This is a genomic window from Flavobacterium franklandianum (assembly GCF_007097365.1).
Classification (GTDB): domain Bacteria; phylum Bacteroidota; class Bacteroidia; order Flavobacteriales; family Flavobacteriaceae; genus Flavobacterium; species Flavobacterium franklandianum.
The window spans coordinates 112,042-126,760 of record NZ_VJZR01000007.1 but is presented as its reverse complement, the minus strand read 5'-3'; the positions used below and the strand labels follow the sequence as shown (position 1 = coordinate 126,760).

11 protein-coding genes and 1 tRNA gene are annotated in these 14,719 nt (G+C 36.8%); all 12 read left to right on the top strand.

The annotated features are described in order from the left end of the window. Positions 1–35: 35 nt before the first annotated feature. The 12 genes from FNW17_RS09805 (at position 36) to FNW17_RS09755 (ending at position 14,620) form a co-directional block, all read left to right on the top strand. Entirely contained in the window at positions 36–839 is an 804-nt protein-coding gene (locus FNW17_RS09805) for a Cof-type HAD-IIB family hydrolase (protein WP_143391482.1), read from the top strand. Between the two features lie 199 nt (positions 840–1,038). After that, positions 1,039–2,673, top strand: coding sequence for an ABC-F family ATP-binding cassette domain-containing protein (locus tag FNW17_RS09800; protein ID WP_143391481.1), 1,635 nt, complete (start codon positions 1,039–1,041; stop codon positions 2,671–2,673). Between the two features lie 566 nt (positions 2,674–3,239). Further along, positions 3,240–3,314, top strand: a tRNA-Pro gene (locus FNW17_RS09795). Positions 3,315–3,618: 304 nt separating this feature from the next. Further along, positions 3,619–6,144, top strand: a complete 2,526-nt coding sequence (locus FNW17_RS09790) for a DUF2339 domain-containing protein (protein WP_144071530.1) — start codon at positions 3,619–3,621, stop codon at positions 6,142–6,144. After that, positions 6,131–7,363: a DUF3999 family protein gene (locus FNW17_RS09785; protein WP_185965292.1), complete on the top strand. Its 1,233-nt coding sequence runs from the start codon at positions 6,131–6,133 to the stop codon at positions 7,361–7,363. Before FNW17_RS09790 ends, FNW17_RS09785 begins: the two co-directional genes overlap by 14 nt. Positions 7,364–7,412: 49 nt before the next feature. Continuing rightward, positions 7,413–8,021 carry a uridine kinase gene (gene udk, locus FNW17_RS09780; RefSeq protein ID WP_143391479.1) on the top strand — a complete coding sequence of 203 codons (609 nt, stop codon included), beginning with the start codon at positions 7,413–7,415 and terminating at the stop codon, positions 8,019–8,021. Between the two features lie 197 nt (positions 8,022–8,218). Continuing rightward, on the top strand, positions 8,219–8,551 hold the full coding sequence (locus FNW17_RS09775) for an FtsB family cell division protein (protein WP_144071529.1): 333 nt from the start codon (positions 8,219–8,221) through the stop codon (positions 8,549–8,551). Between the two features lie 120 nt (positions 8,552–8,671). Further along, positions 8,672–10,042: a methylmalonyl-CoA mutase subunit beta gene (locus FNW17_RS09770; RefSeq protein ID WP_144071528.1), complete on the top strand. Its 1,371-nt coding sequence runs from the start codon at positions 8,672–8,674 to the stop codon at positions 10,040–10,042. Positions 10,043–10,056: 14 nt separating this feature from the next. Further along, the gene (locus FNW17_RS09765) at positions 10,057–10,512 is read left to right on the top strand and encodes a hypothetical protein (RefSeq protein ID WP_143391476.1); all 456 of its coding nucleotides are present in this window, start codon (positions 10,057–10,059) and stop codon (positions 10,510–10,512) included. A 78-nt stretch (positions 10,513–10,590) separates the two neighbouring features. Next, positions 10,591–10,737, top strand: a complete 147-nt coding sequence (locus tag FNW17_RS16330; protein WP_185964841.1) for a hypothetical protein — start codon at positions 10,591–10,593, stop codon at positions 10,735–10,737. A gap of 219 nt (positions 10,738–10,956) precedes the next feature. Continuing rightward, positions 10,957–13,080 carry a methylmalonyl-CoA mutase gene (gene scpA / locus FNW17_RS09760; RefSeq protein WP_144071527.1) on the top strand — a complete coding sequence of 708 codons (2,124 nt, stop codon included), beginning with the start codon at positions 10,957–10,959 and terminating at the stop codon, positions 13,078–13,080. Positions 13,081–13,492: 412 nt separating this feature from the next. Next, complete coding sequence (locus tag FNW17_RS09755) at positions 13,493–14,620, top strand: methionine aminotransferase (protein ID WP_144071526.1); 1,128 nt, start codon at positions 13,493–13,495, stop codon at positions 14,618–14,620. Positions 14,621–14,719: the final 99 nt, after the last annotated feature.

Genomic DNA, 14,719 nt, shown 5'->3' with positions numbered 1-14,719 from the left:
CGACTGAAGAATAAAAACAAATTAAAGTACAAATAATGAAATATAAAATGCTAGTGGTTGATATGGACGACACGTTGTTGACTGACGATCACGAAATATCAAAAGAGAACAAAGAAATGCTTTTGAAAGCACAGGAAATGGGTGTTTATGTGGTTTTGGCATCAGGAAGACCCACTTCGGCAATGATTGAATATGCCAAAGAATTGCAATGTGATGTCAATAATTCCTATATGATTTCTTTTAATGGATCAACGATTACTGATTTAAAAGAAGACAAAATACTTTTTGAACACTCCTTAACCAAAGAACAAATTCATTCCATTTACGATTTTAGTAAACAAAACAATACGCACATCATCACGTATTTAGACGGTAAAATTATTAGCGAAAGAAATTCGGAATACATTGATCTAGAAAGTACTATCACAGGTTTAGAACTGGTAATTGTTCCGAGTTTTAAAGATGCTGTAACCACTTCGGCGGTGAAATGTTTGTTGCTGGAAGAACCCACTTATTTAAAAACTGTTGAGCCACTATTGAAAGTTGCCATGCCCGATTTGAGTGTTTGTATGTCGAAACCTTTTTTCTTGGAAGCTGCGCCAAATGGTGTTGACAAAGGAGCTGCCATTCAAATCTTGGCCAAAAAACTAAACATTCATTCCAGCGAAATTATCGCTATCGGAAATGCCGGAAACGATTTGACGATGGTACAATATGCCGGATTGGGCGTTTGGGTTGATAATGTCGATGCTGAATTAAGAGAATTTGGCGATGTCATCGTAGCTTCCAATAATGATCACGGTGTGGCCGAAGTAGTTCGGAGATTTATTTTGGACTAAATAAATCCTGTAATCATTAAAAAATAAATCCTCAAAGTCTCTGATTTTGAGGATTTATTTTTAGTATCTAATTGGATATTACAAATAATTCTACATCTCTAAAATTGCCCAATTCCTTATTTAAGCTATCTTTGCCACTTTTAATTTTTTAGCGGTTTAAAGTTTCTAACTTCTAACGTCTAATCTCTAACTTCAAACAATGATTACAGTTAACGATATCTCCGTGCAATTTGGCGGAACCACTTTATTTAGCGATATTTCTTTTGCCATCAACGAAAATGACAAAATTGCTCTTATGGGTAAAAATGGAGCTGGAAAATCAACGCTTTTAAAGATTATTGCTGGACAAAGCAAACCTTCTACAGGAAATATTTCGGCACCAAAAGAAGCGGTCATTGCTTATTTGCCGCAACATTTATTAACGACAGATGGCGCAACGGTTATGGAGGAAACATCCAAAGCCTTTGGAGAAATCTTTAGTATGAAAGCCGAAATCGATGAAATCAACGAGCAATTGACGGTTCGCACCGATTATGAAAGTGACGCCTATATGAAATTGATCGAAAGAGTTTCGGACTTGAGCGAGAAATTTTACGCCATCGAAGAAGTGAATTACGAAGCTGAAGTAGAGAAAATATTAACAGGTTTGGGTTTTGAACGTGAAGATTTTACACGTCAAACTTCAGAGTTTTCGGGTGGTTGGAGAATGAGAATCGAATTGGCTAAAATACTTTTGCAAAAACCGGATTTGATTTTACTAGATGAGCCAACGAACCATATGGACATTGAAAGTATTCAATGGTTGGAGGATTTTTTGATCAATTCTGCCAAAGCGGTTGTGGTGATTTCGCATGATAGAGCCTTTGTCGATAATATTACGAATCGTACTATTGAAGTGACAATGGGACGAATTTATGATTATAAAGCCAAATATTCTCATTATTTAGAATTGCGAAAAGACCGTCGTTTGCACCAACAAAAAGCTTACGATGAACAACAACGAATGATTGCCGATAATAGAACTTTTATTGACCGTTTCAAAGGCACATTTTCTAAAACCGATGCGGTTCAGTCACGTGTAAAAATGCTAGAAAAACTAGTTATTGTTCAGGTGGATGAAGTGGATACTTCGGCTTTGAAGTTGAAATTCCCGCCTGCAGCTCGTTCAGGACAATATCCTGTGATAGTCAAAGAAATGTCAAAATCTTATGGAAATCACGTAGTTTTCAAGGATGCCAATATCGTGATTGAAAGAGGTCAGAAAGTAGCTTTCGTGGGTAAAAATGGGGAAGGAAAATCAACGATGATCAAAGCCATAATGAAAGAAATTGGCGTTGACAGCGGTGCTGTAGAAATTGGTCACAATTCACAAATTGGTTATTTTGCACAAAATCAAGCGGCTTTATTGGACGAAAATGCAACGATTTTTGAAACCATTGATGATATTGCCGTGGGAGATGTTCGAACCAAGATTAAAGATATTTTGGGCGCTTTTATGTTTCACGGTGACGATGTTACTAAGAAAGTGAAAGTGCTTTCGGGTGGCGAAAAAACGCGTTTGGCAATGATAAAATTATTATTGGAGCCCGTGAATTTATTGATTCTTGATGAGCCTTCAAACCATTTAGATATGAAAACCAAAGACATCATCAAAGACGCATTACGTGATTTTGACGGAACTTTAATCCTTGTTTCACACGATAGAGATTTCCTCGATGGATTGGCTACCAAAGTTTTCGAATTTGGAAACAAGCGTGTAAAAGAACATTTTGAAGATATTGCCGGGTTCTTGGCACACAAAAAAATGGAACACTTGAGAGAAATCGAGAAGTAATCCTCTAAAGATTAAAATAGATTTTTTTGAAAAATTGCACTTAACCCCGGTGCATTTTTTTCTGCCAAAATATGATTGGACAAAAAACACATTCAGAAAAGGGATTTAAATTATGAAGTACTATAAAAATCAGTCCCAGTAAAGTGCTGTCCTCTGAAGTTTATTTCGTAAAACGAAGTTCAGATAATAAAACCACGACAAAAAATGGATAGTACAATAATGGTATTAAAAAAGAGGGAGTAAAACTACTTCTCATTCAAAAATTATTTAAAGTAATGTCATTCAAAATATAGATCCAAGGGAATAAAAGTAATCTTTGAAGACACAAAAAATAGTGGGTTTAAGAAAAACCGAGAAATAGATTTTCAACGGTTCCATTAAAGGAAAGAGTTTTTAATTCTCTTACCTTTAATCTTTTCTCATATCTGAAAAAGATATTAATTCACGTTAAAACACTCGATAATTTTCATTTATGAATTGAATATAAGCTATGTAAAAATAATAACAATCAATTTGGTAATATCACTTGTGAAATTAAAATTTAATTTTACCTTTGCATTCGCTTTCGGGGTGTAGCGTAGCTCGGTTATCGCGCCTGCTTTGGGAGCAGGAGGCCGCAGGTTCGAATCCTGCCACCCCGACTAAAAGCCGAACATTTTTTGTTCGGCTTTTTTTGTACCTAGAATTTAAAGGCTATTGCGTCTCGCAATGACGGGAAGGCCGAAGGTTCTCCCGATAAGTATCAGGACTGCCACCCCGACCAAAAGCCGAACATTTTTTGTTCGGCTTTTTTGTTTTTTTAAGTCTTTCCTAATTGGCATAAAAAATATCCTGATTAAAAAACACTTCCCTTCCATTCAGTATTACAAAACCAAAAAATAATACCTTTATATTAATTAAATAGTATTAAATTTACAAAACATAATTTTCAAAAAACCCCTTGCTATGGAAATTTTCTTACTGTTATTAGGTATTGCATTTTTGTTCTACATCAAAAATGGTCTTGACTCAAAATTTGACAGAATTGAAGAAAGAATTGACGAAAAATTCAGAGAATTGTTTAAAAAAATAGACGATTTAAAAACAACTGAAAAGCTTCCAGAAAACCCATTGACCGTTCCCGAAGCAGCAAAACCAAAAGTTACCCCAGAAGAATTGAAACCCCCAGTGATTTTTGAGAAAACTGAACCAATGGTTTTTATTCCTGTCGAAAAAGATATAGTGAAAGAAAAAAACGAAAAAATTGTCTTTTCAATGGACAATGCCAATACCTCAAAACAAAAACAACATCAATCAGAACCTAAAGTCTATATTCCAGCTGAACCTGATAAGACTTTTTGGGAAAATTTCAGGGAAAACAATCCCGATTTAGAAAAATTTATTGGCGAAAACCTCATCAACAAAATTGGGATTTTAATTCTGGTTTTGGGAATCAGTTATTTCGTGAAATATGCAATAGACAAAGATTGGATCAACGAACCCGCCCGAGTGGGAATTGGTATGCTTTCCGGCGCATTAATTATGGGAGTGGCTCATAAATTACGTCAAAAATATGCTGCTTTCAGTTCGGTTTTTGTGGCCGGAGCAATTGCTGTTTTCTATTTCACAATTGGTATTGCGTTTCACAGTTACCATTTGTTTGGACAGACAACAGCCTTTATAATAATGATCCTGATTACCGTGTTTAGCTGTTTTATTTCGCTTTCCTATAACCGAAAAGAATTGGCCGTATTATCTCTAATTGGTGGCTTTGCCGTTCCGTTTATGATCAGCACAGGTCAAGGAAATTATATGGTATTGTTTACCTACATACTCATTTTAAATATCGGAATTCTGGCATTGGCCTATTATAAAAAATGGAGTATCATCAATATATTATCCTATGTTTTTACAGTCATTTTGTATGGAGCTTGGTTGTTCAAGAACCTCGATGAAAAGGCACCACATTATCTTGGCGCACTACTTTTCGGATTTGCCTTTTACTTGGTATTCATTGGTGTCAACATCATCAATAATGTAAGAACCAAAGGCCTTTTCTCTCCAATAGAATTAAGCATTCTAGCCAGTAATTCTTTTCTTTTTTATGGAGCTGGAATGGTTGTTTTAGAACAATATCATCCCGAACTCAAAGGATTATTTACCGCAGCTTTAGGATTGCTAAACTTGAGTTACGCTTGGTTTTTGTATAAAAAATTTGGTTTGGACAAAACTGCCGTTTATCTGTTGGTAGGATTGACACTTACCTTTATGACGCTGGCTATTCCAATACAATTCGAAGGAAATTTCATTACCCTATTTTGGGGAGCAGAAGCAGTAATGTTGATGTGGTTAGCACAAAAATCAAAGATAACCTATTATCGATTTGCCTCGATTATTGTTCACTTTTTAATGGTGGGAAGTTTACTGATGGATTGGAATCAAATATACCCTTCCGCATCTTTAATGAATATGCTGTTCAACAAAATTTGCCTGACTGGTATTTTTGCTGTAGCATCGTTATTGGCTGTTTACTATTTATTGAAAAAAGAAGAGGAAAATCAGGAGCAATTTGGATTTATTTTCAATCCAAAAAAATATTCTGATGCACTGAGCTTTCTTGGAATTATTCTCGGTTATTTTGTGGGTTTATTCGAAGTAAGTTTCCAAGCCAATACGCATATTGATGGAGCCAATTCGGCTATTACATTACCTATACTATATCATCTGATTTTTAGCGCTGCCCTATTGTTTAGCTTGTGCAAAAGCAATAACAGGGCTCGTTACCAACTGGCTTCGATTATTGCAGTAATAAATATTGTGTGCTTTGCGTTTTGGTTTTCGAACTACGCATTTTATGAGCACGAGCAATACATAACAACAGGAATACATCAACGAATTGGCTTCTATTTACATTACATTTCACTACTTATAATAGTATTCTTTGGTTATAAATTGTACCAAATCAACAAAGAAAATCCGGTTTTCGAACTATTCCAAAAGAAAATTATAGTTTGGATAGCCGCCTTTTTCATCATTTATATGGCCAGCACCGAATTGATGCTTCACGGATTGGTGCTTACGAATAATCCTGTTACGGCTCAAGAGGTCCGATCCAGCGAATTTTATAAAAATTACCAATCCAATGAATTGCTTTATCTAAAACAACAAATTGCTTACGATTCAATAGATCAAACCCGAACACAAATCATAAAAACTGGCTATCCAATTCTTTGGGGAATTCTAGCTTTTGTTTTCTTGATTATTGGAATCCGAAAACGCATCAAAAACCTGCGAATAATAGCCTTATCTTTATTGGGAATTACCATCTTGAAATTATTTTTGTTCGATATCAGTAATGCTTCCGAAACAGGTAAAATCATCGCTTTTATCCTGCTGGGAATTCTAATCCTGATTATTTCTTTTGTGTACCAAAAAATAAAAGTTTTGGTGCAAGACGACAACAAATCCAAGGAAACCAATGAAACTGAATAAATTCATAGTCATTCTACTGGCCGCAAACGGTCTATTGGCTCAACACAAAACGACTGCAAAAATCGAAACCGTAAAAGAAAATGGTTTACACAAAATAGTATTATCTGCCGAAATGCGCTCATTTTCTCAAGAAGAATTGAGCGATTTCAGGATCGTAGAAGCCAATGGAATGGAAGTGCCCTATTACATTCTTCCAGGAAATAACGAAACCAATTCCAGTAGTTTTTCAGAATGCAAAATACTGTCGAAAACTACAATTCCAAAAAGCAAAACAATTCTGATTTTTGAAAATCCGAAAGCTCAAATTGACGAAATCGTACTTTCTATAACCAATTCCGATGTTACAAAATCGTATAGCATTAGTGGCAGCAACGACCAAAAAGAATGGTTTGGATTGGTTAATAATTCACTCTTAAACGACCTCGAAAACAAGGAATCCACTAGTGTTTTCAAAACTATACCTTTACCACTTACTTCCTATCGGTATCTAAAAATAGAATGGAATAACAAGAGAACATTGCCCATAAATGTCTTGAAAATTGGAATTTTTACCAACAAAATTAACAAACCCAAGTTGGAAGAAATTAAAGCAAAAAACATAAAAATATTGCAAATTCCAGCCGAGAAGAAAACCCGAATTTACATCAATTTTAATCGCCCTCAAATCCTAAATCAGATTGATTTTACAATAACAAGCCCTAATTTGTTTCAACGCAATGCTCAAATGTATGTCCACAAAAAAAAGCAAATGAATCAAAAATCGACCCCATTTCCAGAGGAAATTTTTGCTTTTGAATTGAGTTCCAATACCAATAATATCTTCACCATTCCACAACTTTTCGAAAAAGAATACTTCATCGAAATAGAAAATCAGGACAACCCGCCTTTGACTTTAAGTAAAATACAATTTTTCCAAAATCAAATAGCAGTCATTGCCGATTTGAAAACCAATGAAAAATACACTATCACAACCGGAAATCCTAAACTCAATAGCCCAGAATACGATTTAGTAAAATTCAAAAATAACAGCAATAGCGATTTACCTGAGGTCAAAATTTTTGATATCAAACATTTAAATTCTAAAAAAACAAGCTTCCAAAACCAATCTTTCTGGCAACAATCTTGGTTTATGTGGTTGTGCATCAGTTTGGGTGGCATAGCCGTTATATATTTCACTTCTAGTTTAGTAAAGGATATGAAGAATAATTCATCAATCTAAATCATTAATTCCTTATTTTTGTTCGAACTAAAACATAACACCACTTTTTATGCTCATAATAGGAATTGCAGGAGGAACAGGCTCAGGAAAAACAACCGTAGTGCATCAGATAATGAATGAATTACCCCATACCGAAGTAGGTATCATTGCGCAAGATTCTTATTACAAAGAGTCAACGGTAGAAAGCTATGAAGAACGCTCCAAAACCAACTTTGACCATCCAAGAGCTATAGATTTTGAACTATTGGTGGCACATCTCAAAGAACTAAAAGCTGGAAACACCATCCACCAGCCGGTATATTCCTTTGCCACACACAATAGAACTGAAGATACTATTGTGACTCATCCTCGTAAAGTAATGATTGTCGAAGGAATTTTAATCCTCTCGAATCCCGAACTACGAGATTTGTTCGACATCAAAATATTCGTTCACGCCGATTCGGATGAGCGATTAATTCGACGATTAAAACGCGATATTGCAGAACGGGGTCGTGATATGGGCGAAGTTTTAAACCGATACCAAACCACATTAAAACCAATGCATCAGCAATTTATAGAAAACACAAAAACATTTGCCGACATCATCATCCCCAACGATAAATACAACACCGTCGCCATCGATGTGGTTCGAGCCGTAATAAATCAACGAATCTTATAAATTTTTTGTAATTTTATGGAATGAATTATTTGGAGCTATTTCCTGCTGTCATTCCAAAACAAAGTTCACTGAACTCCGATGGAAATAAAAGCATAGTGAAGTAATCTCCCGAAGAAAAATCGGGAGGATTTTCCCTTCCATCAGGGCTAGGGAATTGGGATTCAATCCGAAATATTACTAAAACATTAACAACTGTTATGACAAACCCACACAAAGAAAAACCATGGTTCAAGTTTTTAAGCAACAGATACGTTTGGGTATTGTTATCGTTTATAATATGGATGGTTTTTCTAGACAACTATTCCTATTTTGGACATCGCGTTTTAGACAAGCAAATTGACGAACTCGAAGACAACAAGGAATACTACCAACAAGAAATAAAAAAAGATCAGGAAAAAATCAAGAAATTGAACAATCCGGACGAAACCGAAAAATACGCCCGCGAAAAATACTATATGAAAAAAGACAGCGAAGATGTCTATATCATAGAATTTGAAGGCGATACCATCGAAAAAGATGTTGAAAAATAGTTTCGAATTTAAGTTATAGTACATGTCTCTTCGAGTGTTTCCGCTTTTGGGCGAAAGTGTATCGAGAAGCTTACAAAAGTAAATTTTCTAAGGAAACGACATTAATACCGAACCCCGCAAATGAAAAATTTATTCGATGATTTCGACCCCATTCCCTCCAAACAATGGAAACAGAAAGTCCAATTCGAACTCAAAGGTGCCGACTACAACGAAACCCTAATCTGGAACTCTCCCGAAGACATTCAGGTAAAACCTTTTTACCACAAAGACGAATTCCAGGGAGCTGCAAACGTAAATACAAAAGCATCCGAATTCCAAATTTGCCAAAATATCTTCGTTCACGACCTCGAAAAATCAAATCTCCGAGCCATCGACAGCATCAATAGAGGAGCCGAAAGCATCCGTTTTACTATCGAAGACGAAAAAATAGATGTGGCAAAATTATTGCAAAATATTCATTTAGATAAAATTACAATCTATTTCAACCTCTCTTTTCTTTCCCTAGATTTTATAAAAAAAATAGCCGCTTTTACCAAAGAAAAAAAAACAAAAATTTACTGTAATCTCGATCCTATAGGCCAATTAGCCAAAGAAGGAAATTGGTTTACAACCAAAGAGAAAACCAATTTCGACACCCTAAATGAACTATTAAGAGTTCCTCCTTCGGGGGTTAGGGGACTTATTAGCATTAACGCTGGCCTTTACCAAAATGCTGGCGCCAATATGGTGCAGCAAATTGCGTATAGTTTGGCCCACGCCAACGAATATTTCAATAGAATAACAAACCTTAACCAACCCATAGTTTTTGAGGTTTCGGTGGGAACAAATTACTTTTTCGAAATTGCCAAACTCCGAGCTTTGCGCTTACTTTTCAATCTTATTGCCAAAGAATACAGCCCTAATTTCGAATGTCACCTACTAGTTTCGCCAACAAAACGCAACAAAACAATATACGAATATAATGTAAATATGCTGCGCACCACAACCGAATGTATGAGTGCCATCTTGGGTGGAGCCGATGCAATTGCCAATTTACCTTACGATGCTTTGTACCACAAAGACAATGAATTTGGAGACAGAATTGCCCGAAATCAATTGCTGGTTCTCAAACACGAAAGTTATTTTGACAAAGTCAACAATCCGGCCGACGGAAGTTATTACATCGAAAGCCTCACCAAACAATTAGCTGAAAAAGGGTTGGTATTATTCAAAGACATCGAAGCCAACGGTGGTTTCCTCAAACAACTCAACGAGGGAATTATCAAAAGAAAAATTCAGGAAAGCGCCGATAAAGAACAGGAATTATTCGATAATGGAAAAGAAATTCTACTGGGAACCAACAAATATCCCAACAAAAAAGACCTCATGAAGGACAATTTAGAATTGTTTCCTTTCATAAAAATAAAACCTCGGAAGACCCTAATATCACCGATAATCGAAAAACGATTGGCCGAAAAAGCAGAACAAGAACGACTCAAAGAAGAAAATTAACACCAACCTATTCAATGAAAAATAGAATCTATTTAGTATTGTTATTCATTTCGTTCACGGTTTTTGCCCAACAGAAAAAATTGGAAATCACCAACATTAAGAACGGAAAAGTAAAAGTTTTTGAAGAAAACCAACGCATCAAAATCAGAACTTTAGACCATAAAAAATGGGTTGGAAATCTAAAAATCAGCGATAGTGTAAGCTTTACAGTAAACAATCATATCGTAGCACTTGATAGTTTGCAAAGCATCAAACACCAGCCCAAAGTATTGGGAGCGGTCAAAACGGTAGTCCTAATTTCAGGAGTAGCCATTGTGGGAGCCTCATTGATAGCAGCAAGTGGCGGAAGTGACTCCGCCTTTTTGCTCTTTGCGGTTGGAGCGGGAACAACCATAAGCGCCGGAGTAATCGAAGGACTTAATTCGAATTATACGAAAAGAAAATGGACGTTTAAAATTGTTCAAAGATGAGAAACGGGAAGCTAGCAGCTTGAAGTTAAAAGACTGAATTTAAAAAAACTAGTTACATTTACATTTAAAATGTAACCTATGGAAAAGACAGGGAAATATAAAATTCCTCAATGGCAAATAGATGAAGTTAGGGAACGGACAAAAAAATATTTAAAAAATCCAGAAAGTGCCACAGACATTGACGATTTTTTAAAAGAAATAGAAAATGAGATTATAGTAATTTAATTTACATAAATTATGACTTTACTTTTTATTATTTGCATCTTATTCCTAATTGTCTCCTTTTGTTTTGGACTTTTTTATTTGATAAAAGGAATAATTAAGAAAGACTTCTTTTATATAAAATTTAGTCTGATTTGCTTTGCAATATGCATAGTTTCTATAGTTATCCCATTAATTTCAATAGCAGATATGATTACTGAATCTTTTGGTAATTAAAATATTATGAGAAAAAATCTCCAACATATAAAATTAGAAAACAGTAGTGAGTCTGAAAACCGCAATCTGAATTCTGCGACCTTCCTCACCGCCGAAGGCATTGAACTAAAATCGATCTATTCCGAAAAAGACATCGAGAACCTCGAACATCTTGATTTTGGAGCAGGTTTTGCTCCAAATTTACGTGGACCTTATGCCACCATGTACGTGCGTCGCCCTTGGACCATTCGTCAATATGCCGGATTTTCTACCGCCGAAGAAAGCAACGCTTTTTACCGCCGAAACCTGGCCGCTGGGCAAAAAGGACTTTCAATAGCTTTTGATTTACCAACCCACCGTGGCTATGATTCCGACCACGAACGCGTGGTAGGCGATGTCGGAAAAGCGGGTGTAGCCATCGATTCGGTTGAAGATATGAAAGTATTATTCGACCAGATTCCCTTAAGCGAAATGTCGGTCTCAATGACTATGAATGGAGCCGTTTTGCCTATTATGGCTTTCTATATTGTCGCAGCCGAAGAACAAGGGGTTCAACCAGAACAATTATCAGGAACCATACAAAATGATATTCTAAAAGAGTTTATGGTGCGCAATACCTACATCTATCCGCCAACACCTTCTATGAAAATAATTGCCGATATATTTAAATTCACCAGCAAGAAAATGCCGAAATTCAACTCTATTTCCATCTCAGGCTATCATATGCAAGAAGCGGGTGCCACTTCTGATATTGAGTTGGCTTACACCCTCGCCGACGGCTTAGAATACATCCGAACTGGACTGGCAACGGGAATGAAAATCGACGAATTTGCTCCTCGCCTCTCCTTTTTCTGGGCCATAGGAATGAATCACTTTATGGAGATTGCCAAAATGCGTGCCGGCCGAATGATTTGGGCAAAACTGGTGAAACAATTCAATCCCAAAGACGATAAATCCCTAGCCTTGAGAACCCATTGCCAAACTTCAGGTTGGAGTTTGACTATGCAAGATCCTTTCAATAATGTGGCACGAACTACCATCGAAGGATTAGCTGCAGCCTTGGGAGGAACACAATCCTTGCACACGAATGCCTTGGACGAAGCTATTGCTTTGCCAACGGATTTCTCTGCCAGAATTGCCAGAAACACCCAAATCTATTTACAAGAAGAAACTAAAATCTGCAAAACAGTAGATCCTTGGGCTGGCAGTTTTTATGTCGAAAGCCTCACCAACGAAATAGCTCAAAACGCTTGGAAACTCATAGAAGAAGTCGAAGAACTCGGTGGAATGACCAAAGCCATCGAATCGGGAATACCAAAACTTAGAATAGAAGAAGCAGCTGCCAGAAAACAAGCCCGAATCGACAGCAATCAGGATAGTATAGTAGGCGTCAACAAATACCGATTGGAAAAAGAAGATCCGCTACAAATTCTTGATGTTGATAACCAAATGGTATGCAGACAGCAAATCGAACAATTAGAGCGTATTAAAGCAACTCGGGATACCGAAAAAGTACAACTTTCACTCAAAAAACTAACCCTTTGTGCCCAAACTGACGAAGGCAATCTACTAGAATTAGCCATCGAAGCAGCGCGAAACCGAGCCACCTTGGGCGAAATTAGCGATGCGCTGGAAACCGTTTTCGGAAGATACAAAGCACAAATTAAATCCTTTAGCGGCGTGTATAGCAAAGAAATAAAAGACGACAAAAGCTTTGAAAAAGCCAAAGAACTAGCCAACGAATTTGCACTAAAAGAAGGCCGTCGTCCTAGAATTATGATTGCCAAAATGGGGCAAGACGGGCACGACCGTGGCGCCAAAGTCGTAGCCACAGGTTATGCCGATTTGGGTTTTGATGTCGATATAGGCCCATTGTTTCAAACCCCAGCCGAAGCCGCCAAACAAGCCGTAGAAAATGACGTTCATATCCTTGGAGTTTCCTCTCTCGCTGCAGGACACAAAACGCTCGTTCCGCTAGTCATAGCCGAACTCAAAAAATACGGTCGCGAAGATATCATGGTCATCGTAGGTGGCGTAATTCCAGCCCAAGATTATCAGTTTTTATTCGATGCTGGAGCTATAGCCGTCTTTGGCCCTGGAACCAAAATTAGTGAAGCAGCGATAAGCATATTGGATATATTATTAAACTAAAACCCATTCATCTCAAAGGTTTTTTAACCCTTTGAGATGAATGTCAAATTTGTTGGAATTCAAAAAATGTTATTCCTTTTTTTTTTGTTTTTTATGTGGGATTATAAAATTTCTTAATACGCATTTAACTGAGTTATCCCAAAAGCATTCGAAACGTTGCTACAACATAATCCGTTCCTACTTATATTACGCAATAGAACCGTAGGATCGGCATATTTTGTAAGGCTGGACTTTATTAGTCTCATTTATACTAAAAAACACAAAAAAGAGAACCGTAGGCTCGGTGCATTTTGTAGGGCAGGACATTATTAGTCCCATTTATACTAAAAAACACAAAAAAGAGAGCCGTAGGCTCAGTGCATTTTGTAGGGCAGGACTTTAGTCCAGTTTATTAAAATTAAAAACCCAAAATATGTCCAAACTACCCCAAATCAAAACGAGTATATTCACGGTAATGTCCAAAATGGCAACCGAATACAAGGCCATTAACCTTTCACAGGGTTTTCCCAACTTTGCTATTGACCCGAGACTCTCCGATACTGTCGCCCGATTGGCAAAAGAAAATGTCCATCAATACCTCCCGATGTCGGGTTATCCTCCGCTATTGAACAAGATAGCGGTATTAGTTTTGAAATCCTATCATAGAAACCTTCATCCGGAAACCGAAATTCTGGTAACAGCCGGAGCAACCCAGGCTATTTTTACCACAATTACAGCCTTGGTCCATTCAAACGAAGAAGTCATTCTTCTCGACCCAAGTTATGACAGTTATGAAGCACCTGTTTTGCTCTGCAATGCCAAACCCGTTCGAGTAGCTTTGAATGACGATTATACGCCCAATTGGGAACGAATCGAAAAAGCCTTTTCTTCGAATACCAAAATGATAATTACCAACAATCCGCACAATCCAACAGGGAAAATATGGACTGATGATGATTTTGTGGCATTGGAAACACTACTGCAGAAATACCCAAAGGTTATAGTACTTTCTGATGAAGTTTATGAATACATTACTTTCGAGCAGAATCATATCTCAGTTCATTCTCGAGAAAAATTGCAAAATCGTTCGGTTGTAATTGCCTCCTTTGGAAAATCATTTCACATCACGGGTTGGAAAGTAGGCTATCTCGTAGCTCCCGAAAATTTAATGTTAGAAATCAAAAAAGTACATCAATTTATGATTTTTAGTGTCAACAGCATTTCTCAAGTGGCTATAAGCGAGTATTTGGATGTCGTGGAGGTGTCCAAACTGGGTTCTTTTTATCAGGAAAAACGAGACTACTTTAGAAAACTACTCCAAAACAGCCGCTTCGAAGTATTGCCTTGCGAAGGAACCTATTTTCAGGTGGTTTCTTACGCTTCTATCAGTAACGAAAATGATATCGATTTTTGCAAACGTTTGATTGTAGAACATGGTGTAGCGGCCATTCCCCTTTCCTCTTTTTATGGCGATGCCAAAGATGAAAAACGAATTCGGTTTTGCTTTGCCAAAGACAACAAAACATTGGAAGAAGCTGCAAAGCGACTGTGTGGGGTTTGATACAGTAAATTCGCCTTTGTCATGTTAAATTTAAAAATTTTAAACACATAGAAACATAGCTTTTGTAAGATAAAGAAAGAAAGCTTCGCTATAGGATAG

Bases quoted from the DNA above. Each gene is read 5' to 3' on its own strand.
- FNW17_RS09805 (WP_143391482.1), top strand. From the start codon at position 36: ATGAAATATAAAATGCTAGTGGTTGATATGGACGACACGTTGTTGACT.
- FNW17_RS09800 (WP_143391481.1), top strand. From the start codon at position 1,039: ATGATTACAGTTAACGATATCTCCGTGCAATTTGGCGGAACCACTTTA.
- FNW17_RS09790 (WP_144071530.1), top strand. From the start codon at position 3,619: ATGGAAATTTTCTTACTGTTATTAGGTATTGCATTTTTGTTCTACATC.
- FNW17_RS09785 (WP_185965292.1), top strand. From the start codon at position 6,131: ATGAAACTGAATAAATTCATAGTCATTCTACTGGCCGCAAACGGTCTA.
- udk (WP_143391479.1), top strand. From the start codon at position 7,413: ATGCTCATAATAGGAATTGCAGGAGGAACAGGCTCAGGAAAAACAACC.
- FNW17_RS09775 (WP_144071529.1), top strand. From the start codon at position 8,219: ATGACAAACCCACACAAAGAAAAACCATGGTTCAAGTTTTTAAGCAAC.
- FNW17_RS09770 (WP_144071528.1), top strand. From the start codon at position 8,672: ATGAAAAATTTATTCGATGATTTCGACCCCATTCCCTCCAAACAATGG.
- FNW17_RS09765 (WP_143391476.1), top strand. From the start codon at position 10,057: ATGAAAAATAGAATCTATTTAGTATTGTTATTCATTTCGTTCACGGTT.
- FNW17_RS16330 (WP_185964841.1), top strand. From the start codon at position 10,591: ATGGAAAAGACAGGGAAATATAAAATTCCTCAATGGCAAATAGATGAA.
- scpA (WP_144071527.1), top strand. From the start codon at position 10,957: ATGAGAAAAAATCTCCAACATATAAAATTAGAAAACAGTAGTGAGTCT.
- FNW17_RS09755 (WP_144071526.1), top strand. From the start codon at position 13,493: ATGTCCAAACTACCCCAAATCAAAACGAGTATATTCACGGTAATGTCC.